Origin of the sequence: Saxibacter everestensis (assembly GCF_025787225.1) — a bacterium.
Classification (GTDB): domain Bacteria; phylum Actinomycetota; class Actinomycetes; order Actinomycetales; family Brevibacteriaceae; genus Saxibacter; species Saxibacter everestensis.
The window spans coordinates 1,960,792-1,987,721 of sequence record NZ_CP090958.1; the positions used below are offsets into that span (position 1 = coordinate 1,960,792).

Genomic DNA, 26,930 nt, shown 5'->3' on the forward strand with positions numbered 1-26,930 from the left:
GACACTACAAGTAATTTTCAAGTAACTTAGTTGAATCTGCAACTACTACTGAATCCGGCGCCAAGGAGCAACCGTGTCGACCATCAGCATCGAACACAATGAGACCCGGCGGGCCAACGGCGACCTGCTCCCGGCCGAAACCACGATGGCTGCGGTGACTCTCTATGTCGCCGACTTCGAGGCAATGATCTCCTACTACCGCGACGCCTTGCGCCTCACCCTGCAAAGCCGCTCGACGCAAGTAGCAACCCTGGGCCGCAGCGGCGTTCCAATCATCACTCTGCGGCACGAACCCCAGCTGCCGCTGCCCTCGCGGGCAGAGGCCGGCCTGTTCCACACTGCCCTGCTGTTCGGGACCGAAGCAAGCCTTGCGGCCACAGTGGCCAGCGCGGCACAGCACCGAGCCTCCCGCTACGTTGGCAGCGCCGACCATCTGGTCAGCAAAGCCTTTTACTTCACCGACCCGGAGAGCAATGGCATTGAGCTCTACTGGGATCGCCCGCGGAGTTCTTGGACCTTCCGCGATGGCCGGGTAGAGATGGACTCGCTCTTCCTCGACCCGAATGACTACCTGGCGACCCACCTCGACGATTCCACCCAGCTCGCTGCGCCGGCATCGGTTGGCCACGTGCATCTGCAGGTGGGCGACACTCAGCTGGCGAGAAAGTTCTACGTCGATACCCTTGGCTTTGAGACGACGGCGGCATGGAACGGAGCGCTCTTCGTGTCCGCGGGCGGCTACCACCACCACATGGCAATGAACACCTGGAACAGCGCTGGCGCAGGTCCGCGGGCAGCGACTCTCGGTCTCGGCGAGGTATCGATCACGGTTCCTTCCCGAAGCGACATCGAGGCCGTGATGGAACGGCTGAGGCACAGCAACATTCAGATACGGGACGATGGCGCCGGCATCAGCTTCGACGACCCGTGGCGAAACCTGATCACGATCAATTCCGCCCACCCTGCCTGACATTCAGAGGATCATCAATACGCCGAGGACGAGCATCAGGATGGCGATTATCCCGTCCAGAATCCGCCACGACGCCGGCCGGGCGAAAAAGCCTCGAAGCAACCGCGCGCCGAACCCAAGCGCTGAGAACCAGACAACACTGGCCAGCATTGCCCCGCCGCCAAAGATCCAGCGCCCGGAGTTATGACTGCTGGCGATCGATCCGAGCATCAACACGGTATCCAGATACACGTGCGGATTGAGCCAGGTCAGGGTCATGCAGGTCAGCACCGCGCCGGTCAATGAGGTGCGGCCAGGGCCGCGATCGGGTTCCAGGGTGCCGGGCCGCAGCGCCCGACGGGCTGCGATCAGCCCGTAACAGATCAGGAAACCAGCGCCGAGCCAGCGGATAACCGTCGCTACGCCAGACGCCGTCTCGACGAGGACGCCGATGCCACCGACTCCCAGGGCAATCAACACGAGGTCAGACACCGAGCAGATCAGCACTATTGGCAGCACGTGCTCGCGGCGGATCCCTTGGCGCAGCACGAATGCGTTCTGCGAACCGATCGCGATGATCAGGGACAGTCCTGCACCGAAACCTGCCAGCCCAGTGGTCAACACGGTGCCTAAAGTCATCTGCATGACTTCGACGCTAGGCAAGCTCCTTCCTTCAGTCCAGCTAAATATTCTGAAGTAGCATTAGAATTGCTAATCATGGATATTCAGTTCGAACAGCTTCGAACCTTTGCCGCGGTCATCGACGAGGGAACGTTCGAGGCCGCCGCCCGGAAACTGCAGGTGACGCCATCCGCCGTCAGCCAACGCATCAAGGCGCTGGAGCAGCAGGTCGGACGGGTACTGGTCCGGCGGACCAAGCCTGCCGGCGCCACCGAATCCGGCCAGGTGATCATGCGGCTTGCCCGGCAGGTCGCCATGCTGGAAGACGAGGCGTCGTATTCACTGAACCCTGATGACGCCGATAGTGCGGGCAGCGACATTCCGCTTGTAGTCAACGCAGATTCGCTGGCCACCTGGGTTCTCCCCACCCTCGCGTCGCTACTGGAGCGCTGGCGGATCACCTTCGACATCCACCGAGAAAATGAAATGCACTCGGCGGACGTGTTGCGTGAAGGCGCGGTGATGGCCGCCATTTCCTCGACCTCTGAGCCCGTACAAGGATGCAGCGTCCGCAAGCTCGGTTCAATGCGCTATCGGGCGATGGCAAGTGAAGGCTTCATCGAGCGCTGGTTTTCCGACGGCGTCACGCCGGATTCGCTGTCGCGCGCGCCCCACATCGACTTCGACCGGAAGGACAGCCTGCAGACCCGCTTCCTACGCGGCACGACGAGGAAGCAGCTCGAGCCGCCGAAGCACTTCGTTCCGGCATCCTCGGACTTCAGGAACGCCGTGGAGCTCGGCCTCGGCTGGGGCATGCTGCCCGAGCAGCAAGTCGAGGGCTCGACACGACTGCGTCCGCTCGGAGTAGGCCGGCCGATCGACGTCCCGTTGTTCTGGCAGCGCTGGAAGCTGGATTCGCCCGTGCTCGACGCCGTATCGGAGGCGGTTCTGGCCGGTGCCCGCAGGTTCCTTCGCTGACAATTACTCGGGTCGATCCGAGGTTACCGGATGGATTTCGCGGCTCAGGCCAAGTATGGAATCGATGTCATCGAAGCCGGCAAGATCGGTCAGCAGCCATTTCGTCGGCCGCATCAGCTTGAGCCTTCCGTCGGCCTCGTCCTGCAGGATCTGCCGCAACGGCGCCCAGTGGGACGAATCCGCCTCCGTGGTCTGGTGCTGCGGCTGACTTCCGCGATCCGCCCGGGTGACGTAGAAGTAGGTGTCGAAGCGCTTCGAGTGTCCCGGCGGCGTCACCCAGTTGGCCCAGGGAACCAGCCTGCCGGCATCCACCCGCGCACCCGTCTCCTCGCGGACCTCCCGGCATGCAGCCGCGAGCAGCACGGCAGAAGCGTCTGCCGGCGACCGGGCGTGATCCGAGCCGACCGACGTGTTCCGCCAGCTGTGCGCGTGTCGGTTCAGCAGTGCCTCATCGGCTTCGAGGTTCACTGCCGCCCTATTGTCGACGTCGTCCACTCGACCGCCGGGGAACACGACGACGCCGGCGGCGAAGTCCATTGTGCTGACCCTGTTCTGGATGAAGGTCTCCAGGGCGTGACCGCCATGCCGGAGCATGATGACGCTGACGGCCAGGCGTGGCGATACATGCTCCGAGCTCGACATGGTACGACTGTACTGACGCTGACTTGCAACCTGAAATCGAGACCGACGTGACAGACACCCAGACCGCGGCCACACTCAATGACGTCTTCGGCCGTGCCGGCACCGGCCCGCTGAGTGGGGTCGTCATAGCCGACTTCACCCGTATTCTTGCCGGACCCTACTGCACCATGCTGCTCGCCGACATGGGCGCGACGGTGATCAAGGTCGAAAGCCCCGCCGGCGACGACACCCGGACTTGGCGGCCCCCGCTGCGTGACGGCGAGGCGACGTACTACCTGGCGGTCAACCGCAACAAGCATTCGATAGCCCTCGATCTGAAGGACGAGGACGATCTCAGAGTCGCCCACGAGATTGCCGCCCGGGCCGATGTCCTGGTGCAGAACTTCAAACCTGGGGGCCTGGCCAGCTTCCGGCTCGACTACGAATCGGTCAAAGGGTTGAATCCCGAGGTGATCTACGCGTCGATCAGCGGTTTCGGTTCGAAGGGCGGCAAGGACCTGCCGGGGTATGACCTCCTGGTACAGGGCATGTCGGGATTGATGAGTATCACCGGTGACCAGGACGGCTCGCCGTACAAGGCCGGCATCGCGGTCTTCGACGTGATGACCGGGATGCATACCGGGATGGGAATCCTCGCCGCGCTGCACCACCGCACCGCGACCGGCAAAGGACAGCATCTGGACCTCAACCTGATGTCCTCGGCGCTGTCGGGCCTGGTCAACCAGACGTCTGCCTATGTAGCGGGCGGTGTCGTGCCGAAGCGGATGGGAAATGGGCACCCGAGCCTGTTCCCGTACGAGCCACTCGAAACCGGCGATGGCGAGTTGATCATTGCCGCCGGCAATGACCGTCAGTTCCGCACGTTGTGCGACGCCCTGGGAATCCCCGAGGTTCCGGCAGACGAGCGGTTCGCCACGATGAACAATCGCAACGCGAACCGGGAGGAACTGCGGCCGATCCTGCTGGAGCGGCTCGCCAAGCGCACGGCCCGGGAGTGGTTCGAGGTGCTGCGCTCGTCAGGCCTGCCCTGCGCCCCGATCCAGGACATCAAGGGCGGCGTCGAGCTCGCGGAGGAGCTGGGACTTGATCCTGTGGTCAACTCCGGAAGCGGCGACCGGCGGGTCCCGGGAATCCGGAATCCGGTCGACTTCTCAGCCACCCCGGTCAGCTACGACCTAGCGCCCCCGCATGTTGGAGAAAGCAGTGCGCTGGTGCGCGCCTGGTTGGAGTCGGACCCGGAACACTGAGGCCTCTCCCCGCGCAAACCGCAAACTCCAGGCCGGTACGCGATCCTCATTACGCGTGATCCTGCCCGGTATTCGAGCTGTGCGAAGCGTGATCGGAGTCATGCAGGTGGACTCGCTCGCCATCGTGGTCGAAAATCGTCAGGATCTCCACCGGGCCGTCCTGGGCACCAATCACGTGCGGGACCATAGTTGAGAACTGAGCCGCTTCGCCTGCCTGAATCAGGACAGTTCGCTCCCCCAGTCGCAGGCGGACGATGCCCGAAAGCACTGTGAACCACTCGCGGCCGGGGTGCACACTCAGCTGCTCTGATCCAGTCGGTCGTTCCGGGCTTATCCGCATCTTCGCCACGGTCATGCCGTGCAGCGCGCGTTCGCCGGACAACAGCCATGTCGTCAGCCCCCGGGTGTGCTCGGGCTGAGGACGAATTACCACGTCCTCGTCCTCGGCGGACTCGACCAGCTGATCAAGCGTGGTTCCGAGAGCCCGGGCGATCGGGACCAGCTGATCGAGGGCGATCCGTCGGTTCCCGGTCTCGATCCGACTCAGCGAGGATGGACTGAGAAAGCAGCGGGAAGCGAGCGCGTCCAGCGACCATCCCCGGGCCAGCCGCAGTCCCCGGATGCGCTGGCGAATCACGGTATCAAGGGCCAATTCTTGCGTCATACGCAAGAGTATATGCCAGTCACGCAGCTCGCGGCTAGAATTGCCGCATGGCAGAACACTTTCATCATCAGCACCGCGACGCCGGGCAGGATCACACGACCGGGCAGGATCACGCGGCCGAACTGGCCGACTTCCTGGACCTCGACGCAAAAGTGCTTGGCACATATCTCGGACAGCTGACCGAGTGGGCCGGGCAACATGCTCCGGATGAGACACGTGCCATCGTCGATCTGGGTGCCGGAACGGGCTCCGGCAGCCTGGCACTTGCGCAGCGTTTCGAGGCGGCCGAGATAGTCGCGATCGACAAATCGGCATTGATGCTTGAGCGGCTTGGAGCGGCGGCTCGCGAGCAGGGATTGGCAGGACGGCTGCGCCTTGTGCAAGCTGACCTGGACCAGGCCTGGCCCGAGGTGGGATCAGTGGACGTGGCATGGGCGGCATCATCGCTGCATGAGGTCGCCGACCCGGACCAGGTGCTCCGCGATGTCTACGCTGCATTAAGGCCAGGCGGCCTACTTGCCGTCGTCGAGATGGATACCCTGCCGCGTTTCCTGCCCGATGACGTAGGGCTGGGACGACCCGGCCTGGAGTCGCGCTGCCATGAGGCATTGGCGCAGGCAGGCTGGAACGCGCATCCGGACTGGCGATCCCACCTGGAGCGGGCCGGCTTCGACGTCGCCGCACAGCGCAGCTTCCCTATCGAGGCGACGTCGGCGACTTCAAGCATCGGGCGCTATGCGAGCGCTTTCCTGCGCCGGATCCGCTTGGCGCTCGAGGGCAAAATCTCCAGAGCGGACCTCGATACCCTCGACCAGCTTCTGGCCGACGACTCTCCGCACGGCATCCTGCACCGCAATGACCTCACCATCCGTGGCAGCCGGACAGCGTGGGCGGCTCTGCGCCGATGAGCTGATGTTGTTCGCTACGGCATGCTCGACCACCGCACCGATCGTGCGAGCGTCGACGATGTCCACCCTGACCGTAAGCAGCTCCTCCAGTTCGTGCTCCAGGCCAGCAGGTTGATGATGTCGTGCCGATCGGTGAACTCCACAATCAGGTCCAGGTCCGACGCCGCACGCCGCCACAGGCGTGTCACGTCTAGGGCTCAGGTCCGGTCGGGCCTCTCCCGCTCCCCGCGCGTCGTCCATCGCCAGTCGAGTGCCGGTAGACCTTCCACCGGGGCGGCGCCGAGTCCTTCCACGAAACGGACGAGTCCGGTTCGACTCGCTGGCGTCAGGTGCGGCGTCATCAGGCGGAGCGCCTTCGCCCGCACCTCCTCGGCGGGGAGGGGGTACCCCTCACTTCCCCAAGCGTGTGCTCGTTCGATGACGGCGCTCTCCCCTCCGGCCTCGATGCTCAGGCGGGGGATCGCCGCATCCGGATCCTCGACGACGGTTACCCGGCTGGCGAGGGCCTGCACCTCTGCATCGGCGAACCGCTCGAAGGACCGCGGTTCCAGCGACTCGCCGAGGAGCAGGAGCGCGAGTGCCACCGGCAGGCTCATACGGGCAGCGTCGATCGTATCGATACTCACGGGGCAGATCATCTGTCGCAGGAAGGGGCTGAGGGTGATCTCCGCGCGGCGCAGCGATTTAGCCGAGGCCCCCGAGCGAGCGATGAACTCAGCCGCCCCGTCGAGCGTCGCGTGCGCGCTGCGGCAGCTTCCGTACCGCTTGATGGCCGAATGATCGGCGTGCCAGACCGTGCCCAGGTGCTCGGTGAGGCCTTCCGGTCGAGCCGACGCTCCGCCGTACACCGCGAAGTAGCCTCCCCAGGTGTCGTCGAAGATCCGGCTCGGGCCGTTCATCCCCTCCGCCGCCAGGCACACCGCGTCGACGCCGGCGCCCGCGGCGTTCGCGGGGTGGAACCGCTTCGTCATCGCACCGTCTTTGGCGAAGGCCCAGGTGCCCGCGCTCGAACTAGCCGCAATCCCGAGCGCGGACGCCGACTGCTCCGCCGAGAGTTCGAGCAGCTTCGCACCTGCAGCCGCCGCGGCGAAGACGCCGCAGGTTCCGGTCGAGTGCCACCCGCTCCCGTTGAGGGCGTCGTAGCCGCCGAGCGCGTTCTGCATGCGACGACCCACCTCGTAACCCACGGTCATTGCAGTCAGCAGCTTTTCTCCTGTCACCGCGCGCCCCACCGTAGGCAGCAGGGCGAGCAGCGTCGGCACGACGACTGCGCCGGTGTGGTCGCATCCCTCGGTATCGTCGATCTCCAGCGCATGCGCCGCCACCGCGTTCACGCGGGCAGCGTGGGAGGCCTCCCGGGCCGGGCCCGGGGACAGGATCGGGGCCTGCCCCGGGGCTCGATAGACCCGTTCGGCAATCATCACCGGCGTACTGCCGTGCCCAGCGACGGCAGCCGCGACGGTATCGAGCAGGTGAGACCGCATCCGAGCCAAGCGATCGGCGCCGACGTCGGCCGGTTCGACTCCATCGATCCACTCCCCCAGCGTCCGGACGCGACTCACGCGCGCTCATCGCCTTCAACGAACAGTCGCTCGAAACGTTGATACGGGTGCTCGTGCCGGGAAGCCGGTTCGACCTCGGCAAGACGGGCGGCGTCGGCGCAGGTGAGCATGATCCCGCGGCCGTCCGCATGGATACGCCCGAGGAACCGTCGGAGCATCCGAGCTCGCCCAGGTGTTCCCATGAGCTCGGCATTTAGCCTCAGCACGAACAGTGTGCCCCACCGGGCGGCCCCTAGATACTCCTGCCACCAGTTCTCCTCGACCACCTCGATGGGGGTGATGCGCGATTGCCCCGGAGGAAAGGGCGGGTCGAGGTTATACGCGAGGTATTGATAGTCCTCCGTCTCGTAGCGGAATGGAACCTCCATCAGGCCGGGCGCGACCCGGAACGGCACGTCGTCGGAGGGCAGGGAGGAGGACCAGGTGAAGCCGGCGGAAGCCGCCTCCCGCGGGAAGTCCAGCGCCCACTCCCCCGCCGTCGTACGGAACCCTAGCGGCGCCTCACCGAGGACCTCGGCGAGCGCAGCCCGACCGCGCGTCATCTCGCGCAGCTGCCCCAGGAGATCCAGCTCATCGAAATCAAGGTGCAGATCCCCGTGCACGCCGATGAGGTGGCCCTGCGCGTCGATCTCCCGAACAAGGCCCGGATGCCGACGCGCTATCTCTCCGGGGACGAACCACGTCGCGAGGATCGAGGCCTCGCGCAGCACCCTCAGGAGTCTCGCCGAGCCCGCGTCGATCCCGTAGTGGCCGACCGAGCGCGACTTCACCCGGAGGTGATTCTCCGGGCTGGCCGCGAGAAAGGGCAGGTCACCGTCGAGGTCGATCGTCACCACCACGCCGCAGGCGGCATCCTCAGGCCACCGCACGGGCGCCTCCTTCCAGGTAATGTTCGACGACCTCGCCGCAGGTCGCGATCCGAAGGTTCGGGTGACCCTGCAGGTCGTCGATGAATGCCTCGAGCATCAGGAGGCGTCCGGGCGTTCCGATGACCTTCGGATGCCAGATCGATACGACGGGCAGCCCCTCGTCGGCCCCCGCAAAGGCCTCCTCTCGCCACGAACGGAACACCGAGTGATAAGACGCGACGCGATCGAGGCCCGAGGGGAAGTTCGGCGCTCGGTGATAGGCGAATGCCGCGTAGTCGTCGAAGAGCGACTTCGCTGGCACCTCGGCGAGGCCACTTCCGGCGTGCCGGAACGGGAGGTCGCCGCTGCGCAGCGAGCTTGAGTACGTGTACCCGTGTTCCTTCAGCAGACCGATCGTAGCCGGATCGACGTCACCCGAGGGGGCACGGAATCCACGCGCATGATCGCCGAGGACGTCGATGAACGCCTGCTGAGACCGCTCGAGGATTCCGACCTGCTCGGCTCGCGGAAGGCCGAAGAGCGTCTCATGGCGATCCCCGTGGCCCGCCATCTCATGTCCCTCGTCCCGGATCCTTCGGCACAGCTCCGGCCAATGACGGACCACCCACCCCGGGGTGAAGAATGTTGCGCGGACGTCGGCCGCAGCGAGCAGCTCCAGAATCCGAGGAACCGCTCGATGCGGGCCGTAACTGCCGAAGACGAAGTAGCCGGGTCTGGTGCCGATCGAGCCGTCGACGAGCGCCGAACCGGACGGGCCGTCGAGATCGAACGCGAGCGCGAAGAATCCCGGGGTCGATGCATCAGCGGAGCTCATATCGCTCCTCCTCATGGGTAGCGTGGTGTGGAATCGAAGCATCGCGACGGCTCGATCAGCCGCCCGAGCCGCGCTCAGGGGAGCATGCTGAGCAGGATTTTTCCCTTCTGCACGCCCGATTCGGCGTGCTCGTGAGCGCCCACCACGTCTTCGAGCGGGAACACCCGATCTACGATCGGCCGCACACGCCCGTCAGCCACCATCGGCCAGATGTCGCGCTCGACACCCTGGAGGATCCGGGCTCGCTCCTCGAGCGGGCGGTCTCGAAGCGAGGTGACATGCAACGACATCCGCTTCTCCATCATCGCGCCCAGATCGACCTCGGCAAGTTTGCCGCCCTGCACCCCGATCATGACGATCCGGCCGTCCACGGCGGTGGCTTCGATGTTCCGCGGCAGGTACAGCGCTCCCATGTTGTCGAGAACGAGGTCGACTCCCGCACCATCGGTTTCGCGCATCACCACGTCGACGAAGTCGGATTCTCGGTAGTTGATCACGACGTCGGCTCCCAGCGAGCGGCAGAACTCGGCCTTCTCCTCGCTGCCGCAAGTCGTGAACACGCGCGCACCCAGCGCCTTCGCGATCTGGATGGCACCGGTGCCGATGCCTCCGCCGCCGCCGTGGACCAGGAAGCTGTCCCCGCGACGGAGCCGTCCGATGTCGACCATGTTCGACCAGACCGTCGCGGCCATCTCGGGAAGCGCCCCGGCCTCCAGCAGGCTGGCTCCCTCGGGTGCCGGCAGCACGAGCGAGGCGTCGACCGTGACGCGCTCCGCATAGGCGCCTCCCGCGAGCAGCGCGCACACCGTGTCCCCCGCAGAGAAGGCGGTGATGTTCTCCCCCACCTCGACGATGCGCCCGCTGCATTCGAGTCCAAGGCGCTGGATCGCGCCGGGTTTGAGCCCGTAGACCCCGCGCCGCTGCAGCAGGTCGGCGAAGTTCATGCCGGCTCCGGCCACCTCGATGATCACCTCGTTCGCGGCTGGCCGAGGGTCGGTGGCCTCGATCAGGGTGAGCACCTCGGGCGCTCCGGGCTCTTGGAACTCAACAGCTTGCATGGTCTTCTCCGTTCGTTCTTGCAGCTTCGGCGGTGGCAGTGGCGAAGGGACGGCGGACACTGCAGTGACGCTGCCCGCCGCTTCGCGTTACTGGCCGAGATTCACCGTCACCTCGTCCACGCCGTACTCGCCGAGCCCGTACTTCTTCAGCAGCTCGTCGTAGGTCCCGTCCTTCTTGAGATCGATGACCGCCTGACGCACCTCTTCGACGAGCTCGTCGTTGCCCTTCTTGACTCCGATGCCATACCGGTCCTCCGAGACGGGCTCACCGATGAGCGTGTAGGTGTCGGGGTTCTCCTTCAGCTGGTACGCCAGGCTCACCGTGCCGAGCATGCCTCCCGCGATGCGGTCCTGCTTCAGCTGCAGCAGCACGTCGCTGCCCTCGGGAAAGCGCATGACCTCGATCTGATCGTCGGCGGCACAGTTCTCCTGCGACCACTCCCCGATCTTGTCGACGTAGGTGGTTCCGCTAACCGTGCCGACGGAGGTACCGCAAAGGTCCGCAGGTTTGGCGATCGACTCGGCCTGGTTGTTCGAGGTGAAGAACTGCGGTCCGTCGATCACGTAGTCGACGAAGTCAATGGTCTTCTGGCGCTCGACCGTGTCGGACATTCCAGACATAGTGAGATCAATCCGCCCGGTCTTCAACGAGTTGATCAGCTGATCGAACTCCATCTCCTCCCACTTCGCGGTCTTTCCGAGCTTCTTGGCGATCGCTTCGCCAAGCTCGACGTCGAAGCCCGTGAACTCCTTGGTGTCGGGATCCGTGTACTCCATGGGCGGGTAGCCGTTTGACACGCCGAACACGAGAGTGTCACTGCTCGCGGCCGTCTCTCCGCTCGCCTCGGCGTGCTTCGATCCCGCGCAGCCGGACAGTGCCAGGGCGCCGACGGCGAGGATTACCAGGGAGGTCATCTTCTTGTGCATCGTGTTTCTCGCTTCCTTGTACGGATGGATTACTTGACGGCAGAGATGAAGGCGCGCGTGCGCTCATCCGCCGGTGTAGCCAGGACGATCTCGGGCGACCCCTTCTCGATGATGGTTCCGTCGTGCATGTAGGCGACGATGTCGGCCGCCTCTCGGGCGAAGCCGAACTCGTGGGTGACCACGATCATCGTCATACCGCTGGCGGCGAGACCCTGCATGACCTCGAGCACCTCGCCGACGAGCTCCGGGTCGAGCGCCGAGGTCGGCTCGTCGAAGAGCATGACCTTCGGTCTCATCGCGAGGGCGCGTGCGATGGCGGCACGCTGCTGCTGCCCGCCGGATAGCTGGTTGGGGTAGCTGGCCTGCTTGTCCCCGAGACCGACCTGCTCAAGCAAGTCGGTGGCGCGCTGCTTCGCCTTCGCCGAAGACAGACCGAGCACGCGGATCGGCGCCTCGATCACGTTCTCGAGGATCGATAGGTGGGGGAAGAGGTTGAACTGTTGGAAGACCATGCCGATCTCCCGGCGCTGGGCTGTGATCTGCGAGTCCTTCAACGCCCGCAGCTTGCCGCGGTGCCACTGCGCCCCCAGGAGTTCGCCGCCAACATGGATGGCGCCCTCGTCGATGCTCTCAAGCTGGTTGATGCAGCGGAGCAACGTGCTCTTCCCGGAGCCGGATCGTCCCAGCAGGCAGAGCACTTCTCCGGAATTGACCTCGAGTTCGGCGCCCTTGAGTACCTCGACGTGGCCGAAGCTCTTGTGGACGTTCCGTAGTTGGATGAACGCGTTCAATTTCGCCTGCCCTTCGCTGCCTTTGCCTTCGGGGTACTCGTCTGGAAACCGCGGCCGAACCGCTGTTCGAGGAAGTGCTGACCGAAACTCAGCACGGTCACGAGCACCATGTACCAGAGCGAGACCACGAACAGCAGTTCCATGACCATGTTGTTGACCAGGTAGATCGTCTGTGCGCTGTAGAGCAGCTCGGTGTACTGGATCACCGAAGCGAGCGAGGTCATCTTCACCATCGTGATGAACTCGTTTCCCATCGGCGGGATGATGACGCGCATCGCCTGGGGCAGGATGATGCGGCGAAGCATGAGCGATCGCGGCATCGCCAGCGCCTGCGCGGCCTCGGTCTGGCCGCGGCTGACGCTCAGAATCCCGGCGCGAATGATCTCGGAGGCGTACGCCGCCTGATGCAGCCCGAGACCGAGCAGCGCCGAGATGAACGGTGACATGACGTCGACGGTTCGCTCATCCATGATGCCGGGGATGTAGATGTACGGGACGATTAGTGCCAGGTTGTACCAGATCAGCAGCTGCACGATCTGCGGTACTCCCCGGAATACCCACACGAAGCCGTTGCTCGTAGCGCGAAGCACCGGGTTCGCCGAGAGACGCATGAGGGCGACCACGATGCCCAGCGAGACGCCGAAGAGCATGGCGAGAATCGTCATGAAGATGACGTTGCGGACGCCCTCAAGGATCGTGTCGTCGAAGAAGTACTCGCCGACGATACTCCACTCAATGTCGCCCGTGGCGAAGGCGTACACGATGAGGCCGGTGATCAGGAGGACGACCAGAGCGGTCAGCCAGCGCGTGGGGTGGCGACGAGCGATGCGTGTCGCGAATGCGGCGTCCTCGTCCGCGGTTCCCGGTCCCGGGTCGCTCGCGGGCTGCAGGCCGGTGGCCGTGGTCATGAGCGTGCCTCCCTTAGCTGAGCGGCACCGTTGGCGATGCCTGCGTCCGTCTCGCCGAACTCCGAGAGGGCCGTCTGCAGTTCGTTCCGGATCGCCCGCTGCTGACGGATGAGAACCGCAGGCGCGGTGCCGTTCGCTCCGTCGCGGCGCGACACCGCCGATTCGAGGGTCAGCCGTTCGAGCACCTCTTCGGTGATACGGGAGTCGAGTTCGCCGAGTTCCGCGGCCGTGAGCTCTTCGATGCCAATCCCTCGCGCCTCGCAGGCCATCACCACCCGGCCGGTCACGTCATGCGCCTCGCTGAACGGGATTCCCTGCTCGGCGAGCCAGTCGGCGAGTTCCGTCGCCAGCGAGAAGCCGTCGATCGCCTGGCGTCTCATCTCGTCCTCGTTGAACTCGAGAGTGCGGATCATCCCGGTCAACGCCGGGAGGACGAGCTGCAGCGTCTCGACCGAGTCGAACGTGTAGTGCTTATCGTCGGCGAGGTCCCTGTTGTAGGCGAACGCGAGCGACTTCAGCGCCGAAAGCATCCCGATCAGGTTGGCGTGCAGGCGTCCCGTCCTGCCGCGCGCGAGTTCGGCAATATCGGGATTCTTCTTCTGCGGCATGATCGACGAACCCGTCGAGTACGAATCGTGCAGCCGAACCCACCCGAACTGACGCGAGGCCCACAGGCAGAGCTCCTCACACAGACGAGAGATGTCGGTGCCGAGCATGGCGGCGGCGTAGAGGAAGTCGACGACGTGATCCCTGCTCGACACCGCATCGATCGAGTTCGGGATCACGCCCGTGTAGCCGAGTTCCGCGGCCATCGCTTCCTGATCGGCGTGCAGCGTAGATCCGGCGAGCGCGGCAGCGCCGAGCGGAGACCGGCCGGCCGACTCCCAGGCGTGCTGCAGCCGCGTGATGTCGCGTCGAATCGCCCACGCGTGTGCGAGCAGCTGATGCCCGAATAGAATCGGCTGCGCCGTCTGCAAGTGGGTAAACCCGGGCGCGATCGCTCCGGCCGTGTCCTCCGAGCGTGCGACGAGCGCTTCGACGAGCCCCGCGACCTCTTCGGCCAGAGGCGGAATTGTCCGCCGAAGATACAGACGCAGGTTGTTTGCCGCCTGATCGTTTCGCGAGCGTCCGGCGCGGATTGCGCCGGCCTGGGGGCCGAGTCGAGCCATCAGCTCGCGCTCGAGATACCCATGGATGTCCTCGTCACCCGCGTTCGGCTGCACGCGACCGGCCTCGTGGTCCTCCGCGATCTCCCGGAGCGCCTGGGCGATTCGCGACTGCTGCTCCGCGTCGATCACACCCGACCGGCGTAGCTCGCCGAGATGGGCGATCGATCCGGCGACATCGTCCCGCACCATGTCGAAGTACGCCTGCGGAGAGCGCGAAAGTGCTTCGAGAGCGGGAGCCGGCCCGGCAGCAAACCGCCCTCCCCAGAGCTTCCCGCTTTCGCGCACTGTCTCGCGTGCACTGTCTGTCATCTCAGTCCTTCCCACATCGCAAGGATTGTCATACGATTCCCGTTGATTATTACGGGGAGAGAAGAACCTCGTCAAGAGATTGGCATACAATCTCAAAAGGCGATACCGATAGGATGATAAGATGAACGGTAACAACCAAACGTCAACGGCATCGTCGCCGCCGGACCAGCTCTCCGTGACTGACCCGCCAGCCTCCTCGGTCGGCACCGAGTCAACCCCCGCGAGCATCGAGATCGCCAGCAAGATCAAGGACGCGATCCTCGTCGGCCGGATCCCGCTCGGCTCCCCCATCACGGAACGCTGGATCTCGGAGCAGTACGGCGTATCGCGGACGACCGTTCGCCAGGTGCTCCACCTGCTCATCTCGGACCGCTACGTGGAGCGCCAGCCGTATCGCAGCGCGAGCGTCCGCACCCTCAACGAGCGGGACCTTCGCGAGAACCTCGATGCCAGACTCCTCCTCGAGGTCGCGGCGGCCAGGTCTTGCGCAGAAGCAGGACCACAGGAGCTCCAGCGACTGCAGGACGCGATCTCCGGTTACTCCTCGACGCTGGACACCGAGGACAGCATCGCCGCGATCAGCGCGCACAACGAGTTCCATACCGCTCTCGTTGCCGTCACCGGAAACCGGGCGCTGACCCGATTCGAGGGCGAACTCATGCTCGACGCGTCGCTCTTCATCGAGGTCATCAACGTTCAACTCGCGGACACCACCAAGATGCGGATGGCACACGTCCGTCTCGCGGGGGCCTTCCTCGCCGGAGACGCGGCACTCGCCGAGCATCTCGTGCGGGAGCATCTGAGCATGGTGACGACTGCCACAGAGACGTTCTCGCCCTAAGGCGGAGACACTCATCTCCACAACCTGGGCCCTCGCGACCGACACGGCCCAGAAGGCAAGGGAGTAGCCGATGGACAGTATGGCGAGCAGCGCATAGAGATGGCAGGCACCCAGCATCCCTTGAGGTGCATCGATGGTGAGGGTGCTGCCACCGGCAGGGCTGTGCCATCAACGCCCACAACGGAACGACACCTATCAGCTCACTTTCCATCTCGACTACGCGCCAGAACGGCATCACCGAGGACGAGCTGAAAGAAGCGATTCTGCATCTCGCGTTCTACACCGGATGGCCCAACGGCATGAGTGCGATGACCGTTGTCAAGAACATCTTCACAGGGAACGGCTGACCCCACTCCACGGCGAGTGAGCGCAGGTCCAGCGGTGGGCAGTACCGCCTCAGATCCGCAGGGTGTCCAGCGCGGAGGTGAGACGGGCGACGGTGCCATCGACATCGTTGAGCTTGTCGAGGCCGAACAGTCCCAGCCGGAAGGACGAGAACGTTTCCGGTTCGCCGCAGTGCAGCGGCACACCCCCGGCGACCTGGATTCCGGCCTCCTTGAAGCGGGCACCGGTGCGCAACTGCGGGTCATCGGAGTAGACAACGATGACGGAGGGTGCGGCGACCTCGGCGGCCGCGACCGAGGGCAGGCCGCGTTCGGCCAGCAGCGCCCTTACGCGTGCGCCAAGGTCGAACTGGGCTGCGCGCAAGGTATCGAGGCCACTGTCCCGGGTTTCGAGCATGAGGGTCGCGTTGTGCGCGAGCGCATCGGTGGGCATCGTCGTGTGGTAGGGCGCTCTGCCCTGCTGGTACTCATCCGTAATGAAGAGCCACTTCGCTAGGTCCAAGGAGAAGCTCGAGGATGGACGGGCTTCCACTGCCTCGCGGGCGGCGTCGTTGAGCATCGCGTACCCGGCGGCGGGCGAGCCTGACCAACCCTTCTGTGGGGCGCTGATGAGGACATCCACGCCCAGATCCTGCATCGAGACCCAGATCGCGCCGGAAGCAATGCAGTCGATCACAAGCAGCCCGCCGACTGCGTGTGCGGCCTGGGCGAGCGCGCGGATGTAGTCGTCAGGAAGGAGCATCCCGGCTGCGGTCTCTACATGGGGCGCGAAGACCACCTCTGGACGCTGTTGCTCGATCAGCTCCACCACCTCGTCGATGGGTGCAGGTTCCCAGGCGGCCTGGTGGCCGTCCTCCACCTGGCGTGCCGAACAGACGGTGACCTCCGGGGAGATCGCTCCGGCCTCGAGGATCTGCGACCAGCGGTAGGAGAAGAGGCCATTGCGGATCACGAGGCAGCGGCGATCGGTTGCCAGTGAGCGCGCGACGGCCTCCATCGCATAGCTTCCGCCGCCGGGGACAACTGCGACGTGACCAGCCTGGTAAGTGGTGCGCAGGACGTCTGCGATGTCTTGCATCACGCCCACGAACCGCTGGGACATGTGGTTAAGCGAACGGTCAGTGAAGACCACCGAGTACTCGAGGAGACCCTCGGGATCGACGTCATCATGCGGAAGCTTCATCGTGGAATCCCTTCACACCATCGGAACCTCTGGCCGCGGCAGTCCCTTCTGCACGCCTGCGCTGTCACTTTACGTCAGAAATGTGGAGGCCGAAGCGGGCTGGGGGTCAAGACGGGTTGCCGAACGGCTGCTGGGCGGGATCCCTGCTGCCGTCAGTCACCGTTTCGATCGACATCGCGGTGTGGTTCCTCACCGATTACTCCGGCACCCAGTTTTGTCCGGCCCGCCGACGTAATTTCGCGGCGCAGGTGATCGCAGTAAAGCCCTCCTTCAGCTCGATCATCGGGCACGCCGGTGTGATGAAGCCCCGTGGTTACCGTCTCGGCTCGTACCGCATTGCCACTGCTCCCGAGCCGAACTCCAGCCGGCTCACGAGCTTCAAGTCGACATGCTTCGATAGCCCCGCGAACAACGTCGGCCCGTGGCCCGCAAGCCTGGGGTGCACCACGAACTCGTACTCATCGATCAGTCCCAGCTCCGTCAGCGCCAGTGGGAGCTGCACACCTCCCACGAACAGTCCCCTGCCCGATTCCCGCTTGAGTTGCTGAACTGCCTTGCCCAGGTCCCCGCGCACGAGTTCTGCGTTCCAATCGACCTGCTCCAGGGTGCTCGACACGACGTACTTCTTTGCCGCGTTGATCGTCTGAGCGAAGGGCTCCGTCCAGTCAGGTCTCGCTCCCGTCGGCGCCTGCGGCCGCCACGCTGATTCCATCATTTCGTATGTCACCCGGCCAAAGAGAAGGGCATCGGCCTGGTTGAGGTTCTCGACCGCGTGGCGATGCAAGTCTTCATCCGCGGGGATTCCACGATGATCGCAGCACCCGTCCAATGTGACGTTGATGGAGTACCGAAGTGGTTGCACGACTTAAGGATAAGCAGCCTGAAACGAGAAAACGAGGGCCAATCGTTCAGTCCTCGAGTGCGCGATCCTGACGTTCCGCGCGTTGGGCGGCTGTACTGAATCGGGTGAAGAGCCTGGAAGAATCGCTCGACAATGACAACAGCACTGTCACCTGGAGTGCGATCGTGGTCAACGCGTATCCGTTGGTTGCCAGCTCACGGTCCCCCGTGAAGTAATTTGCCATCGAGACGATGATCGATATCGTCGATAAGGCGAGGATCCACAATCGGGCACGGTTGCTCCCTCGAATCACCGAAGCACTCGCGGCCACCTGCAAGCAACCGATGAGCAGGCTGATGCCGATAAGAATGCCTGCACCGATGCGCAGTTCCCGATCATGGGAGCTGAGGTCGGCAAACTGCGTCAATAGCGAGAACTCGGTGCGGATCCCGTTCCAGTCGAGCAACACACTCGTCACTCCCAGGGCTTGAAAGATGAGTAGTACCAGAACCAGAGCGGCACCGAGAAGCGTTTGCAAGGGTCGCTTGCTCCACAAGGTCTTGGTCAGCGCCTTCACCGAATGCCCATGTTCGATTCCTACCGTCGCATCCATGACGTAATCGAGACGCTCGGGATAATCCGAATCGTCGGGCACGACCTTTCCGACTTCGACGATCGGTAAATCACCATCCGTGATGATGGCATCTCCGCCACCGTTCCTTGAGTGATAGCCCGTGGAGAAGTCTTCGATGTGGTCGATATTCACGGCCGGTTCGGCGGCCGTGACCGAGTCGACGATGTAGTCCCGTTCGAGATCAGTGTTCTCGTCGATCTTGTGCGTGAACTGCAAAGTAAACAGCGAAAGGCCCACGCTCTTGTCGTACGTTCCCGCCGCCAACCAGTCGGCTTGGTGGCCACCAGGCAAGAGCCACCCCTTGGGGCATTTCCAGAACCGGACGTGATGGCGTTGGCTCGGATCACCATCGACTTCCTGTTGATACGCGAAGTCCTGGCGTCGGCCGAACAACAACAGGGGCGAGACCGGTGCCTCCGGGTAGCTCCTCCTGGACACCGTCGAAACGATGGTCCACCAGGTCGACGCGGCGGTGATTTCTTCCGCGAGGGACCAACGGGCCGCTTTCATCGCGTGGTGAATCTGCGACTCGCTCCCCCGCCATGCCAGATTGACCGGATCCCCGAGCAGCCCGTCCGAGGTCCGTGTCCGGCCGATGAAGTAATTAGGGACATAGATCTGGGAGAGAATGCGGTGCAGCCGCGGCAGTGCCAGATACGACAACACGCACCAGAACAGCAGCAGAGTGGCAACCTGCCACCAACCGAGGGAGAATCCGCGCAACAGAATGAGGAGCGCAAGCCAGGTCGACGCCGCGCCACCGAACAGGAAAAACACGTAGTCCAGAGCCCCGGTGACCGTGAAGTGATGACGTCTGAAGACGAAAGGTTGTTTCAGACGGTGTGAACCGTGGGATGGTTCCGACCCTGACCGTGCAGACATTCTTCCGAGTCTACTGTTGGAGCAGACGCATCGATCGTCTCCTTCCTGCTTTCGTCGGTGTCACGGCGGTGACATCAGCGGCGAGGAACCGGAGTGCACCTCGGGATTCCGGGTTGCGGGGCGTGTAAACCTCCAGGCGGTGATCGGCGCTATCGGGCTGCAACCAGACCTGGTAGTCGACATCGAGCTGCCCGACTTTGGAGTGCTGGATGGCGCTCGGCGCCCTCGCGCTTCGCCGGATACCCAAACAGCACAGGTGACGACCTCCAACACTGGCCCATACGAGCACGACACACGCTCGACGAACATCAGAGGTGGCGGGTTTGGTCTGTGGGAGCAGAATCTGCCCAGTCATCCGTGGTTTCCGGAGCGGGTTGATCGCGTGGGGTGGGGCCCGCCGCGCCTCGCGGAACGGACTTGATCAGAGGTGTGAAAAGCAGGAGAAGTCCGCCGAGAGCGGCGACGGCGAGCATGGCGCCGCGCAGTCCAACGGCGTCGGACCAGAAGCCGACGTAGGACGGCCCAAGGAGGAATCCGAGGTAGGCGACGGTGGAGACGGTGGAGGTGGCGCGACCACGGTTCGTCTCATCGACGCGGGTCGAGACGACGGACAGGATCATCGGGAACAGGACGGCGGTACCTGCGGCAGCCAGGGCGAGGCCAAGGGCATTGACCACCAAATTGGGTCCGTACGCGATGACGACCGCGCCGGCGGTGGCCACTGCCGCACCGACGGCGATGACCGGGCGGGCGTGGACGGCGCTGATGCCTCCGGTGCTGAACCGGGTGATCGCGGCGGCGCTGGCAAAGACTGCCGGGGCGATCGCGCCGACGGCAGCGCTGGCACCGAGTGCGTCGGTGGCGAAGATGGCGCTCCAGCTCTGGTGGGCGTTCTCGCTGGCGAACGCCAGCGCTCCGAGTAGGCCCAAGCCGATCAGCGACAGGGTCGGCAACACCGGCACCCGCGCGTCGAGATCACCGGCGGTGACAGGGTGCGCAGGGGCATTGGCATCGGGGCCGGCGGGGAGCACGCGGGCCATCAGGGTTGCGGCGAGCAGCGCGGTAATCGCGACGAGGACGAACGGGGTCACGATGGGAGCGCCCGCGCCGGTGAGCAGCCCGGTGCCGAGGCTGGCGATAACGACGAATGAGGAGAACACGCCGTGTGCGCGGGTGATGACCGGACGCCGGGCGTCGCGCTCGGCACGCCCGGCGACGGAGTTCATCGCGACATCCGACGCGCCGGACGTCACTCCGACCAGGGTGAGCGCGACGGAGAGGCTGACCAGGTCCCCGGCCACGAGAGCGACAACGACACCGGACCCGCCCAACAAAGCGATGGCAACAGCCGCCACGCGTAGACCCCACCGGTCGATCGCCCGACCCGTGAGCAGCATCGCGGGCAACGCGCCTGCTCCGACGAAAAGCAGGGCGACCCCGAGCCCGGCATCATCGAGCCCCGCCTGCACCCGGACTCGCGGGATCGAGGCGCCCCAAGCACCCCAGAACGCTCCGAACGCGGCGAAGGCGATCATCGCGGCAACGACCATAGGACGGGCAGACGGAAGAGAACGTGACATATGTGTAACGATACACATAGACTGGTGCTCGTGATCAACTCATCGCGTCGAGTGACGCTGGCACAGGTGGCCGAGCATGCCGGGGTCTCCACGATGACCGCGTCGTACACGTTCAGCCGACCAGAGCGCGTCTCGGCCGCGTCGCGGGAGAAAGTGCTGACCGCCGCGCGGGCTCTGGGTTACGCCGGACCTGACCCCTCGGCCCGGTCGCTGCGGCGTGGCAAGGCTGGAGCGCTCGGGGTGGTGCTCGGTGAACACCTGACGTACGCGTTCGACGACCCGCAAGCAACGGCATTCCTGGCAGGTGTGGCGGAGGTGTGCGCGGAGCAGGGGCAGGCGATGACGATCCTGCCGGTCACCGACGCCAGCACAGATGGTGCGCGGATCAGTGCGGCGGCTGTGGATGGTTACGTGCTATGGACGATGGAGGATGGCGCACCGGTGCTGGACGCGGCAATCGCAACCGGCCGTCCTGTGGTCGTGCACGGTGGCCCGCCCGCCGCGGGTGCCCGCGTGGTCGGGATCGACAACCGGGCCGCGGCCCGCGATATCGGCCGACTGGTGTTCGCCGCAGCTACGACGCCGGCAGTGCTGAGCTTCCCCCTCACCGGCGCCCGCGGGGCGGCGATCCTCGCCGGTCCCGATCCGCACCGAGCGACGTTCCCCGTCACCCGTGAGCGCCTGCTTGGCTTTCGGGACGCCGCCGGCGACGTGGGCGCCAATTGGGCAGACGTGCTCGTTGCAGTGTGCTCGACAAATGACGCCCGTGAGGCGCAAACGATGGCCACGGACCTGCTGTCGCGGGACCGTCGCCCCGATGCCCTTGCCACGATGAGCGACGAGCTCGCATCCGGTGCGCTTCGTGCCCTGGCCGCTGCCGGTCTGCATGTGCCAAGCGCAGTCGCGGTCACTGGCTGGGACGACGCGGATGCCGCGCGCACCCTAGGCATCACGACCGTGGCACAGTCCATGCGCGAGCAGGGTGCCGCGTGTGCCCAACAGGCCCTTACCCAGACCAGCATCGACTTCACCGACCAGTGGCAGATCATCGAGCGAGCCTCCACCCACCCGGCGGGCCCCAATCCTTGAGGGCAGGAGACGGAGGGGTTGACCTCGTAGGCTCCGAATAGCCGTCTGATGTGCATGGACACGATGACGCTTAGTAAGTCGGCCGACTAGGACCGCCTTTGGCGATGGGCACGAGCACCCCCCGAGGCTCTCGTGGTGAAGGTGTTCAGTCCCCCACTCCAGCGGCTTTCCGGTGGACGAGGAGAACGGCGTCGTCGACGATGGGACGGAGCTGCTCGTATGTGGCTTCGCTCGATGTAATCCAGGTCGCAGTGCCTGCTGACGATGCCCAAAAAAGTCGTACGCATGCTCAAAGATCGGTACTCGCTCCCCTGCTATGATTGGGCTCCTGGAGGAGAGATGCACTTCACACTGACCTACGAGTACGCGAACGACTACCTAGCGAAGCGCGAAGAGTTCCGAGCGGAGCACCTTCGTTACGCGTGGGCGTCGGTCGAACGTGATGAGTTACTGCTCGGTGGCGCCGTCGGCGAGCCAGCGAGTGAGGGATTACTTATCTTCGACGTGCCAGATACCTCCTCGGTCGAGGACTTCGCGAAGGCCGACCCATATGTCACCGGCGGAGTTGTGCGGAGCTGGCGAGTTGCGCCCTGGGCGACCGTCGTCGGAGCCACGGCCACGTCACCAGTGCACCCCGACTAGATAGCGAACAGGGTCGACGCACCAAAATCAGGTGCGGACCGACGGCGCTGTTGTGTGTAATCGGAGTATGACGATTGTGCTGCGCAAGCCCGAGGTCGCCGGACTGAGCGAGATTGTGAAGGTGCTGCGGGGGTGGCAGGACGACGAGGCACCGATCCAGCTGCACCCGGGAGACCTGGGGTGGTTCTGGCAGTTCGGCGCAGAGGCGACGGCCGCGGCGGTCCGGACCTGGAGCCGGGACGGACGGATTCTCGCCGTGGGGTTGCTGGACGGCGCCACGCTGTTGCGGCTGACTACCGCACCCGACGCTCACCGGGACGAGGAGTTGGCGCGACAGCTCGTTGACGACACGACTCGACCGAAACGTGACGTACTGCCAGAAGGAAAGGTGTCCGTCGAGGCGCCGACAGGTGCACTGGTCCAGGATCTACTGACCGAGGCCGGCTGGACCGCCGACGAGCCGTGGGCCCTGCTGCGCCGCGACCTCACGCAGCCGGTGGAAGATCCGGGCGTGCGAATCGAGATGATCGGGCCGGAGCAGGTCCACGTGCGGACTGCGGTGCAGCGGGCATCGTTCGATGGATCGACGTTTCCCGACGAGCAGTGGCACGCTATGGCGGCGGGATTGCCGTACGCCGACGCCCGGTGTCTTGTCGCCTACAGCGACCACGGCGACGCGGTCGCGGCGGTGACGGTGTGGTCGGCTGGCCAAGGACGACCGGGTTTGCTCGAGCCCGTGGGCGTGCACCGGGAACATCGGGGTCATGGCTACGGCACAGCGATCACCGTCGCCGCGGCGGCCGCCCTCCAGGAGCTGGGCTCGTCGAGTGCGATCGTCTGCACCCCAAGCGCCAACGTCGCGGCGGTCGCCACCTACCGGTCGGCCGGCTTTCAGCAGCTCCCTGAGCGCCGGGACCGATGCCGGAGCGCGTAGCCAAAAGTACGTCGGGACAATTTCGGCTTCCGTCTTTCCGGCGACAAAGTCACGCATGCCCCTGGCAGCCTCGGAGAACGCCTGTTCCCGCAACAGCCAGCCTAAGTTGGGAATCGGAACTGACAAGGTGGGCAAAGGTGTAATGAGGCGAGGCCATTCATGGGTTCAACGACTGCAGGATGCACGAGACACCGATGATGCCGGCTAGGTGATATCCCCCGGTGACTATGCCATGCAGGAACGGATGGGGGGTATGTGGAGTTAGAGAGTTATTGATCGAGATGGGCAGAGCAATACCAGTAGCAACGACCGTGCCCAGCCCAAGCGCGTCAACGAGGCTTTGGGGCTGTACGAGTCGAAGTATGAGCGCCACGGCTATGGTGACAAGCACCGCGCTCACGAACGGAACAACGTAGTAGGACGCTTGGAAGCGGGTGCGCTTCTCTCGCGTATGCCCGATTGACCGATCCCAAGCCTTGCCGAACAGCGGGGAGAACCAGAGCGCTCCGAGCAGATAGTAAGCCAGCGCCGCGACGACAACCGAAAGCCAGCTCAATTCAAGAAGTGTGCCGAGCACCATCACACCTCATCGTCGCTTAGAGCGCAGTGCTTCAACTTTCCGAAGCGCTGGGGCTTCACTGAGCCGCTTGTAGTCCTCACTACCCACGGGTACCAGTGCTATCCGGCATTGTGAGTCGTGATGGATGCCCCATCCGTAGCGCTTTGCTAGGGGTGAGGACCGCAAGCATGCCTGGGGCTTCGCGAAGAACTCGAGGCGTGCCTCGGCTCGGTCTTCATCAGCTATGTCCCTACGGATCGCATGAACCGCGAAGATCACGTCGTCCGATGTCAGCGCGTACGGCGCATCGATGAGTAGTTCGTATTGGAGCTGAGCGACCGAAGGCTCTGCCCTCCCAGCAGGCGGAGCCTGCGCTTCCTCTGCGGGGCTGTCGCTCGCGACATGTATGAACGTATCGGTGTAATTAGTCGTCATACCTACCATCGTTAATAATCGAGTGCGGTGAAGTATTGGAGAAACCCGACACCGATGAGAGGAGCAGACGTGGCCGTGGCAGAGGGTGGCGACGAGCGCAGAATCCGCGCCGATGAGCCCACCGGGGTGCTGCACCCGGCCAATCTCAGCCGCTACGATGCACGTTGGATCGATCCAGACCCAAGAGTCGCAGACGTCGTAGACCAGTACTGGGCGGTGCGATGGAGCTTGGATGACGGCGAAATGATCGATCAAGCCATCATCGACCTCCCGGCGATCAATCTGACTATTGAAGCCGGGGATGTTCCCGCGGGCCTCTTGGTAACCGGACTCCACGAGCGGGCGTGGTTCCGGCGCATCACTGGCACCGGAGATGTCTTCGCGATCCGGCTTCGTCCTGCTGGGCTCGCGGTTCTCAGCTCGCTGCGCCCAGAGGACTTGGTCAACCAGACGATCCCGATCACCGCAGAGCTGGACGCTGGTCTGCACGAGCTGATGACGCGAGCTGCGGGCGAGCGAACTGCTGAGTCCCGCTCCCGGGCGGTCAACGATGCCATCGCCGACCGGATGAGACAGAACCCACCGCAGGCATCCCACCTGCTAGCGAATCGCGTTCTAGACGAACTCCGTGCCCGCGCATACAACCGCACCAGTACGCCCCTCGCTGAACGCTTCGGAATCAGCGAGCGCACAATCCAACGGGCTTTATCGCAGACGCTCGGTATCGGGCCGAAACAAGTCGCTCGACGCATCCGGCTGCAAGAAGCGGCACAAGCTATAGCAATCCAGGACGATGACCGGCTTACCGAGTTGGCCGTGCAGCTGGGGTACTCCGACCAAGCACATCTCACCAGCGACTTTCGCGCCACGACAGGCACGACCCCCGGCGCATATCGCCGCATCCTCCGGCAGCTCACCGCAAGCGCAGAACACCGGTAGCCGCCCTGGGCCATGTCGCCCCTGGGAGCGGGGCCGCCTGGGCCGTGCCGCCCCTGGGAGCGAGGCCGCCTAGAAACACGCGGCTCTGCCCAGCTGAACAGCCGCAGGGTTCGAACCTGGGAGGTTGATCCCGAGCGGGCACCGCTGAACCGCCGACTTGCGAACTAAGCGTTCTACACACAGCTCGACATCACCGAAGAGGGGAGCGTCCACCGGACCCTGGCCGATCCCTTCGCCACCATCGTGGCCGCTGCCCGGGGCGAGGCGAAAGAAGAACGACAACGGCTCATAGGCCATCTCCTCTGTTCCCGCAAAGTACCTTGGTGGAGCTGAGGGGACTCGATCCCCTAGCCCCCTGCATGCCATGCAGGTGCGCGACCATCTGCGTCACAGTATCCGTATGCGGCGGCCACGGCACGATCAAACGCACGTGGGATGACGACGATCGACTTTAGCGTCTCCGGCCTTAACGACGAAGAACACAGTTCGATGGGGGTGATCGACGCGTCAAGCAGAGGCAGACGCCTTACACTCAGGAGGCCAACCACCCCAGAGCACGGACCACCGCCTCGCGGTAGCGCTCTGCCACAGTCGGGAGTCGCTCGGCAATTACATCCTGTCGGACGGGGCCGGCGGTTAACAGCGCCGCGACGAAGTTCAGATCCTTCTCACGAAAGGCACAGAGCTTGGCGACACAGAGGTCGTGTTTGTCGAGGCACCAGCCCGTGAATCGAGGCTCCCCCGAGGGCGCGGCCGTGTTTGCGTTCTGGACCTTGACGAGCCGGTCGCGCCAGCCAGCAGGGAGCGCCGATGTCTCTAGATCAACGCCGTCAATGCTGAAGCCGTGAAGCTGCTCGAACAGGGAGAATTCACCCGCAACCCCCTCGATCAGATCGGCGAGGCGGGCCGTCTCGTCGTTGTCATCGGCAATCGGCAGGATGTCGACCTCAATCGACATCGTGGCGTCCGCAGGGAGCTGCTCCTCGCCGAACGTGCCGAGGATCGAGCGAACCGACGACGATGACCTCCGAGTCGCCGATGAGCTGGCAGGCCGTACGGATCGCGTGCTCAAGCTGGTCGCGGCGCATCAGGCAGCCCCCTCTAGGACTTCGAGCCGCTCGTCCTCGGTAAGGAGGCCACCCATCGGCGAAACCTCGCGCATTTCGATCAAATCACGATCGAAACCCGTCATCACCCGCTTCAGACCGACCACGTCACGCTCATCGACCAAGACAATCCACCGCCGGAGATTCCGCTTGTGAGGCTGGCCTGTTACGCCATCGCGCAGACGCCGTAGGTTGCGCTCAATCGTTGGCAGCCACTCCTCAAGGCTCTCGCGAGTAAGGCGGCCCGAGAGCTTACGGTGCAGGAGCCACGACCGCCGTTCGGAGCGGGTCAGTTCCGGTACCACCGGCCGACGCACCACCTCGAGTCGGAACCCCATGCACGACAGCAACCGGTCGAACTGCTCGTCGCTGAACTCGACCCTGCCGGAGAGAAACTGGCTGATGCTGGGCTGATGGACCCCGCTGATCCGCGACAACATCGACTGGGTGGTGCCCGTGGAGAGCATCACCTCGCGAAGCAGATCACCGCGGCCGACCGCCATCA

General features: G+C 64.5%; 29 protein-coding genes and 1 tRNA gene. 10 read left to right on the forward strand and 20 right to left on the reverse strand.

The genetic code is table 11. From position 1 onward, the window contains the following. Positions 1-145 precede the first annotated feature (145 nt). Positions 146-970 carry a VOC family protein gene (locus tag LWF01_RS09415; RefSeq protein WP_349640877.1) on the forward strand — a complete coding sequence of 275 codons (825 nt, stop codon included), beginning with the start codon at positions 146-148 and terminating at the stop codon, positions 968-970. A gap of 3 nt (positions 971-973) precedes the next feature. Here the strand turns inward: LWF01_RS09415 and LWF01_RS09420 are convergent, their stop codons facing one another. Then, positions 974-1,588, reverse strand: coding sequence for a LysE/ArgO family amino acid transporter (locus LWF01_RS09420; RefSeq protein WP_432762019.1), 615 nt, complete (start codon positions 1,586-1,588; stop codon positions 974-976). Between the two features lie 78 nt (positions 1,589-1,666). Here LWF01_RS09420 and LWF01_RS09425 point away from each other — a divergent pair, with 78 nt between their 5' ends. Then, entirely contained in the window at positions 1,667-2,548 is an 882-nt protein-coding gene (locus tag LWF01_RS09425; RefSeq protein WP_349640757.1) for a LysR family transcriptional regulator ArgP, read from the forward strand. 3 nt (positions 2,549-2,551) lie between these two features. On the opposite strand, the gene LWF01_RS09430 is transcribed toward LWF01_RS09425, so the two are convergent. Continuing rightward, complete coding sequence (locus LWF01_RS09430; RefSeq protein ID WP_349640758.1) at positions 2,552-3,190, reverse strand: NUDIX hydrolase; 639 nt, start codon at positions 3,188-3,190, stop codon at positions 2,552-2,554. 47 nt (positions 3,191-3,237) lie between these two features. Here LWF01_RS09430 and LWF01_RS09435 point away from each other — a divergent pair, with 47 nt between their 5' ends. Then, positions 3,238-4,437, forward strand: coding sequence for a CaiB/BaiF CoA transferase family protein (locus tag LWF01_RS09435; protein ID WP_349640759.1), 1,200 nt, complete (start codon positions 3,238-3,240; stop codon positions 4,435-4,437). Positions 4,438-4,486: 49 nt separating this feature from the next. On the opposite strand, the gene LWF01_RS09440 is transcribed toward LWF01_RS09435, so the two are convergent. Beyond that, the gene (locus tag LWF01_RS09440; RefSeq protein WP_349640760.1) at positions 4,487-5,101 is read right to left on the reverse strand and encodes a helix-turn-helix domain-containing protein; all 615 of its coding nucleotides are present in this window, start codon (positions 5,099-5,101) and stop codon (positions 4,487-4,489) included. Between the two features lie 47 nt (positions 5,102-5,148). Here LWF01_RS09440 and LWF01_RS09445 point away from each other — a divergent pair, with 47 nt between their 5' ends. Further along, positions 5,149-6,009 (forward strand): class I SAM-dependent methyltransferase, encoded by an 861-nt coding sequence (locus tag LWF01_RS09445; RefSeq protein ID WP_349640761.1) that lies wholly within the window; start codon positions 5,149-5,151, stop codon positions 6,007-6,009. Between the two features lie 197 nt (positions 6,010-6,206). Here LWF01_RS09445 and LWF01_RS09450 read toward each other — a convergent pair whose 3' ends face one another. From LWF01_RS09450 to argH, 8 genes are all read right to left on the reverse strand, one after another. Beyond that, positions 6,207-7,571 carry an MmgE/PrpD family protein gene (locus tag LWF01_RS09450; RefSeq protein WP_349640762.1) on the reverse strand — a complete coding sequence of 455 codons (1,365 nt, stop codon included), beginning with the start codon at positions 7,569-7,571 and terminating at the stop codon, positions 6,207-6,209. Continuing rightward, a complete protein-coding gene (locus LWF01_RS09455) occupies positions 7,568-8,440 on the reverse strand; it encodes a polysaccharide deacetylase family protein (RefSeq protein ID WP_349640763.1) in 873 nt (290 codons plus the stop codon). The genes LWF01_RS09450 and LWF01_RS09455 overlap by 4 nt, the downstream gene beginning before the upstream one ends. Beyond that, positions 8,427-9,254: a polysaccharide deacetylase family protein gene (locus LWF01_RS09460; RefSeq protein WP_349640764.1), complete on the reverse strand. Its 828-nt coding sequence runs from the start codon at positions 9,252-9,254 to the stop codon at positions 8,427-8,429. Before LWF01_RS09460 ends, LWF01_RS09455 begins: the two co-directional genes overlap by 14 nt. A gap of 74 nt (positions 9,255-9,328) precedes the next feature. Beyond that, complete coding sequence (locus LWF01_RS09465; RefSeq protein ID WP_349640765.1) at positions 9,329-10,312, reverse strand: NAD(P)H-quinone oxidoreductase; 984 nt, start codon at positions 10,310-10,312, stop codon at positions 9,329-9,331. Between the two features lie 87 nt (positions 10,313-10,399). Then, positions 10,400-11,239, reverse strand: a complete 840-nt coding sequence (locus tag LWF01_RS09470) for an ABC transporter substrate-binding protein (protein ID WP_349640766.1) — start codon at positions 11,237-11,239, stop codon at positions 10,400-10,402. A gap of 29 nt (positions 11,240-11,268) precedes the next feature. Continuing rightward, entirely contained in the window at positions 11,269-12,030 is a 762-nt protein-coding gene (locus LWF01_RS09475; RefSeq protein WP_349640767.1) for an amino acid ABC transporter ATP-binding protein, read from the reverse strand. Next, positions 12,027-12,938 (reverse strand): amino acid ABC transporter permease, encoded by a 912-nt coding sequence (locus tag LWF01_RS09480; protein ID WP_349640768.1) that lies wholly within the window; start codon positions 12,936-12,938, stop codon positions 12,027-12,029. The genes LWF01_RS09475 and LWF01_RS09480 overlap by 4 nt, the downstream gene beginning before the upstream one ends. Next, a complete protein-coding gene (gene argH / locus LWF01_RS09485; RefSeq protein ID WP_349640769.1) occupies positions 12,935-14,416 on the reverse strand; it encodes an argininosuccinate lyase in 1,482 nt (493 codons plus the stop codon). The genes LWF01_RS09480 and argH overlap by 4 nt, the downstream gene beginning before the upstream one ends. A gap of 121 nt (positions 14,417-14,537) precedes the next feature. On the opposite strand from argH, the gene LWF01_RS09490 reads away from it, so the two are divergent. Both LWF01_RS09490 and LWF01_RS09495 read left to right on the forward strand, forming a co-directional pair. Continuing rightward, positions 14,538-15,257 carry a GntR family transcriptional regulator gene (locus LWF01_RS09490; RefSeq protein ID WP_349640770.1) on the forward strand — a complete coding sequence of 240 codons (720 nt, stop codon included), beginning with the start codon at positions 14,538-14,540 and terminating at the stop codon, positions 15,255-15,257. Between the two features lie 233 nt (positions 15,258-15,490). After that, a complete protein-coding gene (locus LWF01_RS09495; RefSeq protein WP_349640878.1) occupies positions 15,491-15,604 on the forward strand; it encodes a carboxymuconolactone decarboxylase family protein in 114 nt (37 codons plus the stop codon). 49 nt (positions 15,605-15,653) lie between these two features. Here the strand turns inward: LWF01_RS09495 and LWF01_RS09500 are convergent, their stop codons facing one another. The 4 genes from LWF01_RS09500 to LWF01_RS09515 all read right to left on the reverse strand — a co-directional run bounded on the left by LWF01_RS09500 (position 15,654) and on the right by LWF01_RS09515 (position 20,721). Beyond that, positions 15,654-16,784: an aminotransferase class V-fold PLP-dependent enzyme gene (locus tag LWF01_RS09500; RefSeq protein ID WP_349640771.1), complete on the reverse strand. Its 1,131-nt coding sequence runs from the start codon at positions 16,782-16,784 to the stop codon at positions 15,654-15,656. Between the two features lie 313 nt (positions 16,785-17,097). After that, positions 17,098-17,646, reverse strand: coding sequence for a dihydrofolate reductase family protein (locus tag LWF01_RS09505; protein WP_349640772.1), 549 nt, complete (start codon positions 17,644-17,646; stop codon positions 17,098-17,100). 46 nt (positions 17,647-17,692) lie between these two features. Continuing rightward, on the reverse strand, positions 17,693-19,141 hold the full coding sequence (locus LWF01_RS09510; RefSeq protein ID WP_349640773.1) for an LssY C-terminal domain-containing protein: 1,449 nt from the start codon (positions 19,139-19,141) through the stop codon (positions 17,693-17,695). 308 nt (positions 19,142-19,449) lie between these two features. Then, positions 19,450-20,721: an MFS transporter gene (locus LWF01_RS09515; protein ID WP_349640774.1), complete on the reverse strand. Its 1,272-nt coding sequence runs from the start codon at positions 20,719-20,721 to the stop codon at positions 19,450-19,452. A gap of 30 nt (positions 20,722-20,751) precedes the next feature. Between LWF01_RS09515 and LWF01_RS09520 the strand changes: the two genes are divergently transcribed. The 3 genes from LWF01_RS09520 to LWF01_RS09530 all read left to right on the forward strand — a co-directional run bounded on the left by LWF01_RS09520 (position 20,752) and on the right by LWF01_RS09530 (position 23,386). Next, positions 20,752-21,810: a LacI family DNA-binding transcriptional regulator gene (locus tag LWF01_RS09520; RefSeq protein WP_349640775.1), complete on the forward strand. Its 1,059-nt coding sequence runs from the start codon at positions 20,752-20,754 to the stop codon at positions 21,808-21,810. Between the two features lie 339 nt (positions 21,811-22,149). Then, positions 22,150-22,452 carry a YciI-like protein gene (locus LWF01_RS09525; RefSeq protein WP_349640776.1) on the forward strand — a complete coding sequence of 101 codons (303 nt, stop codon included), beginning with the start codon at positions 22,150-22,152 and terminating at the stop codon, positions 22,450-22,452. Positions 22,453-22,519: 67 nt separating this feature from the next. Further along, positions 22,520-23,386, forward strand: a complete 867-nt coding sequence (locus tag LWF01_RS09530) for a GNAT family N-acetyltransferase (RefSeq protein WP_349640777.1) — start codon at positions 22,520-22,522, stop codon at positions 23,384-23,386. Between the two features lie 157 nt (positions 23,387-23,543). Here LWF01_RS09530 and LWF01_RS09535 read toward each other — a convergent pair whose 3' ends face one another. After that, positions 23,544-23,942 (reverse strand): DUF1761 domain-containing protein, encoded by a 399-nt coding sequence (locus LWF01_RS09535; protein ID WP_349640778.1) that lies wholly within the window; start codon positions 23,940-23,942, stop codon positions 23,544-23,546. A 30-nt stretch (positions 23,943-23,972) separates the two neighbouring features. Then, positions 23,973-24,380, reverse strand: a complete 408-nt coding sequence (locus LWF01_RS09540) for a DUF6157 family protein (protein ID WP_349640779.1) — start codon at positions 24,378-24,380, stop codon at positions 23,973-23,975. Positions 24,381-24,449: 69 nt separating this feature from the next. Here LWF01_RS09540 and LWF01_RS09545 point away from each other — a divergent pair, with 69 nt between their 5' ends. Continuing rightward, positions 24,450-25,319, forward strand: coding sequence for an AraC family transcriptional regulator (locus LWF01_RS09545; RefSeq protein WP_349640780.1), 870 nt, complete (start codon positions 24,450-24,452; stop codon positions 25,317-25,319). A 321-nt stretch (positions 25,320-25,640) separates the two neighbouring features. Here the strand turns inward: LWF01_RS09545 and LWF01_RS09550 are convergent. From LWF01_RS09550 to LWF01_RS09560, 3 genes are all read right to left on the reverse strand, one after another. Continuing rightward, positions 25,641-25,717, reverse strand: a tRNA-Ala gene (locus tag LWF01_RS09550). A 134-nt stretch (positions 25,718-25,851) separates the two neighbouring features. Continuing rightward, positions 25,852-26,391, reverse strand: a complete 540-nt coding sequence (locus LWF01_RS09555) for a DUF6036 family nucleotidyltransferase (protein WP_349640781.1) — start codon at positions 26,389-26,391, stop codon at positions 25,852-25,854. Between the two features lie 15 nt (positions 26,392-26,406). Beyond that, positions 26,407-26,928, reverse strand: coding sequence for a helix-turn-helix domain-containing protein (locus tag LWF01_RS09560; RefSeq protein WP_349640782.1), 522 nt, complete (start codon positions 26,926-26,928; stop codon positions 26,407-26,409). Between the last annotated feature and the right edge of the window lie 2 nt (positions 26,929-26,930).

Bases quoted from the DNA above. Each gene is read 5' to 3' on its own strand.
- LWF01_RS09560 (WP_349640782.1), bottom strand. From the start codon at position 26,928: ATGGCGGTCGGCCGCGGTGATCTGCTTCGCGAGGTGATGCTCTCCACG.
- LWF01_RS09415 (WP_349640877.1), top strand. From the start codon at position 146: ATGGCTGCGGTGACTCTCTATGTCGCCGACTTCGAGGCAATGATCTCC.
- LWF01_RS09470 (WP_349640766.1), bottom strand. From the start codon at position 11,239: ATGCACAAGAAGATGACCTCCCTGGTAATCCTCGCCGTCGGCGCCCTG.
- LWF01_RS09465 (WP_349640765.1), bottom strand. From the start codon at position 10,312: ATGCAAGCTGTTGAGTTCCAAGAGCCCGGAGCGCCCGAGGTGCTCACC.
- LWF01_RS09420 (WP_432762019.1), bottom strand. From the start codon at position 1,588: ATGACTTTAGGCACCGTGTTGACCACTGGGCTGGCAGGTTTCGGTGCA.
- LWF01_RS09440 (WP_349640760.1), bottom strand. From the start codon at position 5,101: ATGACGCAAGAATTGGCCCTTGATACCGTGATTCGCCAGCGCATCCGG.
- LWF01_RS09430 (WP_349640758.1), bottom strand. From the start codon at position 3,190: ATGTCGAGCTCGGAGCATGTATCGCCACGCCTGGCCGTCAGCGTCATC.
- LWF01_RS09460 (WP_349640764.1), bottom strand. From the start codon at position 9,254: ATGAGCTCCGCTGATGCATCGACCCCGGGATTCTTCGCGCTCGCGTTC.
- LWF01_RS09425 (WP_349640757.1), top strand. From the start codon at position 1,667: ATGGATATTCAGTTCGAACAGCTTCGAACCTTTGCCGCGGTCATCGAC.
- LWF01_RS09445 (WP_349640761.1), top strand. From the start codon at position 5,149: ATGGCAGAACACTTTCATCATCAGCACCGCGACGCCGGGCAGGATCAC.
- LWF01_RS09515 (WP_349640774.1), bottom strand. From the start codon at position 20,721: ATGTCACGTTCTCTTCCGTCTGCCCGTCCTATGGTCGTTGCCGCGATG.
- LWF01_RS09525 (WP_349640776.1), top strand. From the start codon at position 22,150: ATGCACTTCACACTGACCTACGAGTACGCGAACGACTACCTAGCGAAG.
- LWF01_RS09490 (WP_349640770.1), top strand. From the start codon at position 14,538: ATGAACGGTAACAACCAAACGTCAACGGCATCGTCGCCGCCGGACCAG.
- LWF01_RS09540 (WP_349640779.1), bottom strand. From the start codon at position 24,380: ATGACGACTAATTACACCGATACGTTCATACATGTCGCGAGCGACAGC.
- LWF01_RS09480 (WP_349640768.1), bottom strand. From the start codon at position 12,938: ATGACCACGGCCACCGGCCTGCAGCCCGCGAGCGACCCGGGACCGGGA.
- argH (WP_349640769.1), bottom strand. From the start codon at position 14,416: ATGACAGACAGTGCACGCGAGACAGTGCGCGAAAGCGGGAAGCTCTGG.
- LWF01_RS09510 (WP_349640773.1), bottom strand. From the start codon at position 19,141: ATGTCTGCACGGTCAGGGTCGGAACCATCCCACGGTTCACACCGTCTG.
- LWF01_RS09500 (WP_349640771.1), bottom strand. From the start codon at position 16,784: ATGAAGCTTCCGCATGATGACGTCGATCCCGAGGGTCTCCTCGAGTAC.
- LWF01_RS09530 (WP_349640777.1), top strand. From the start codon at position 22,520: ATGACGATTGTGCTGCGCAAGCCCGAGGTCGCCGGACTGAGCGAGATT.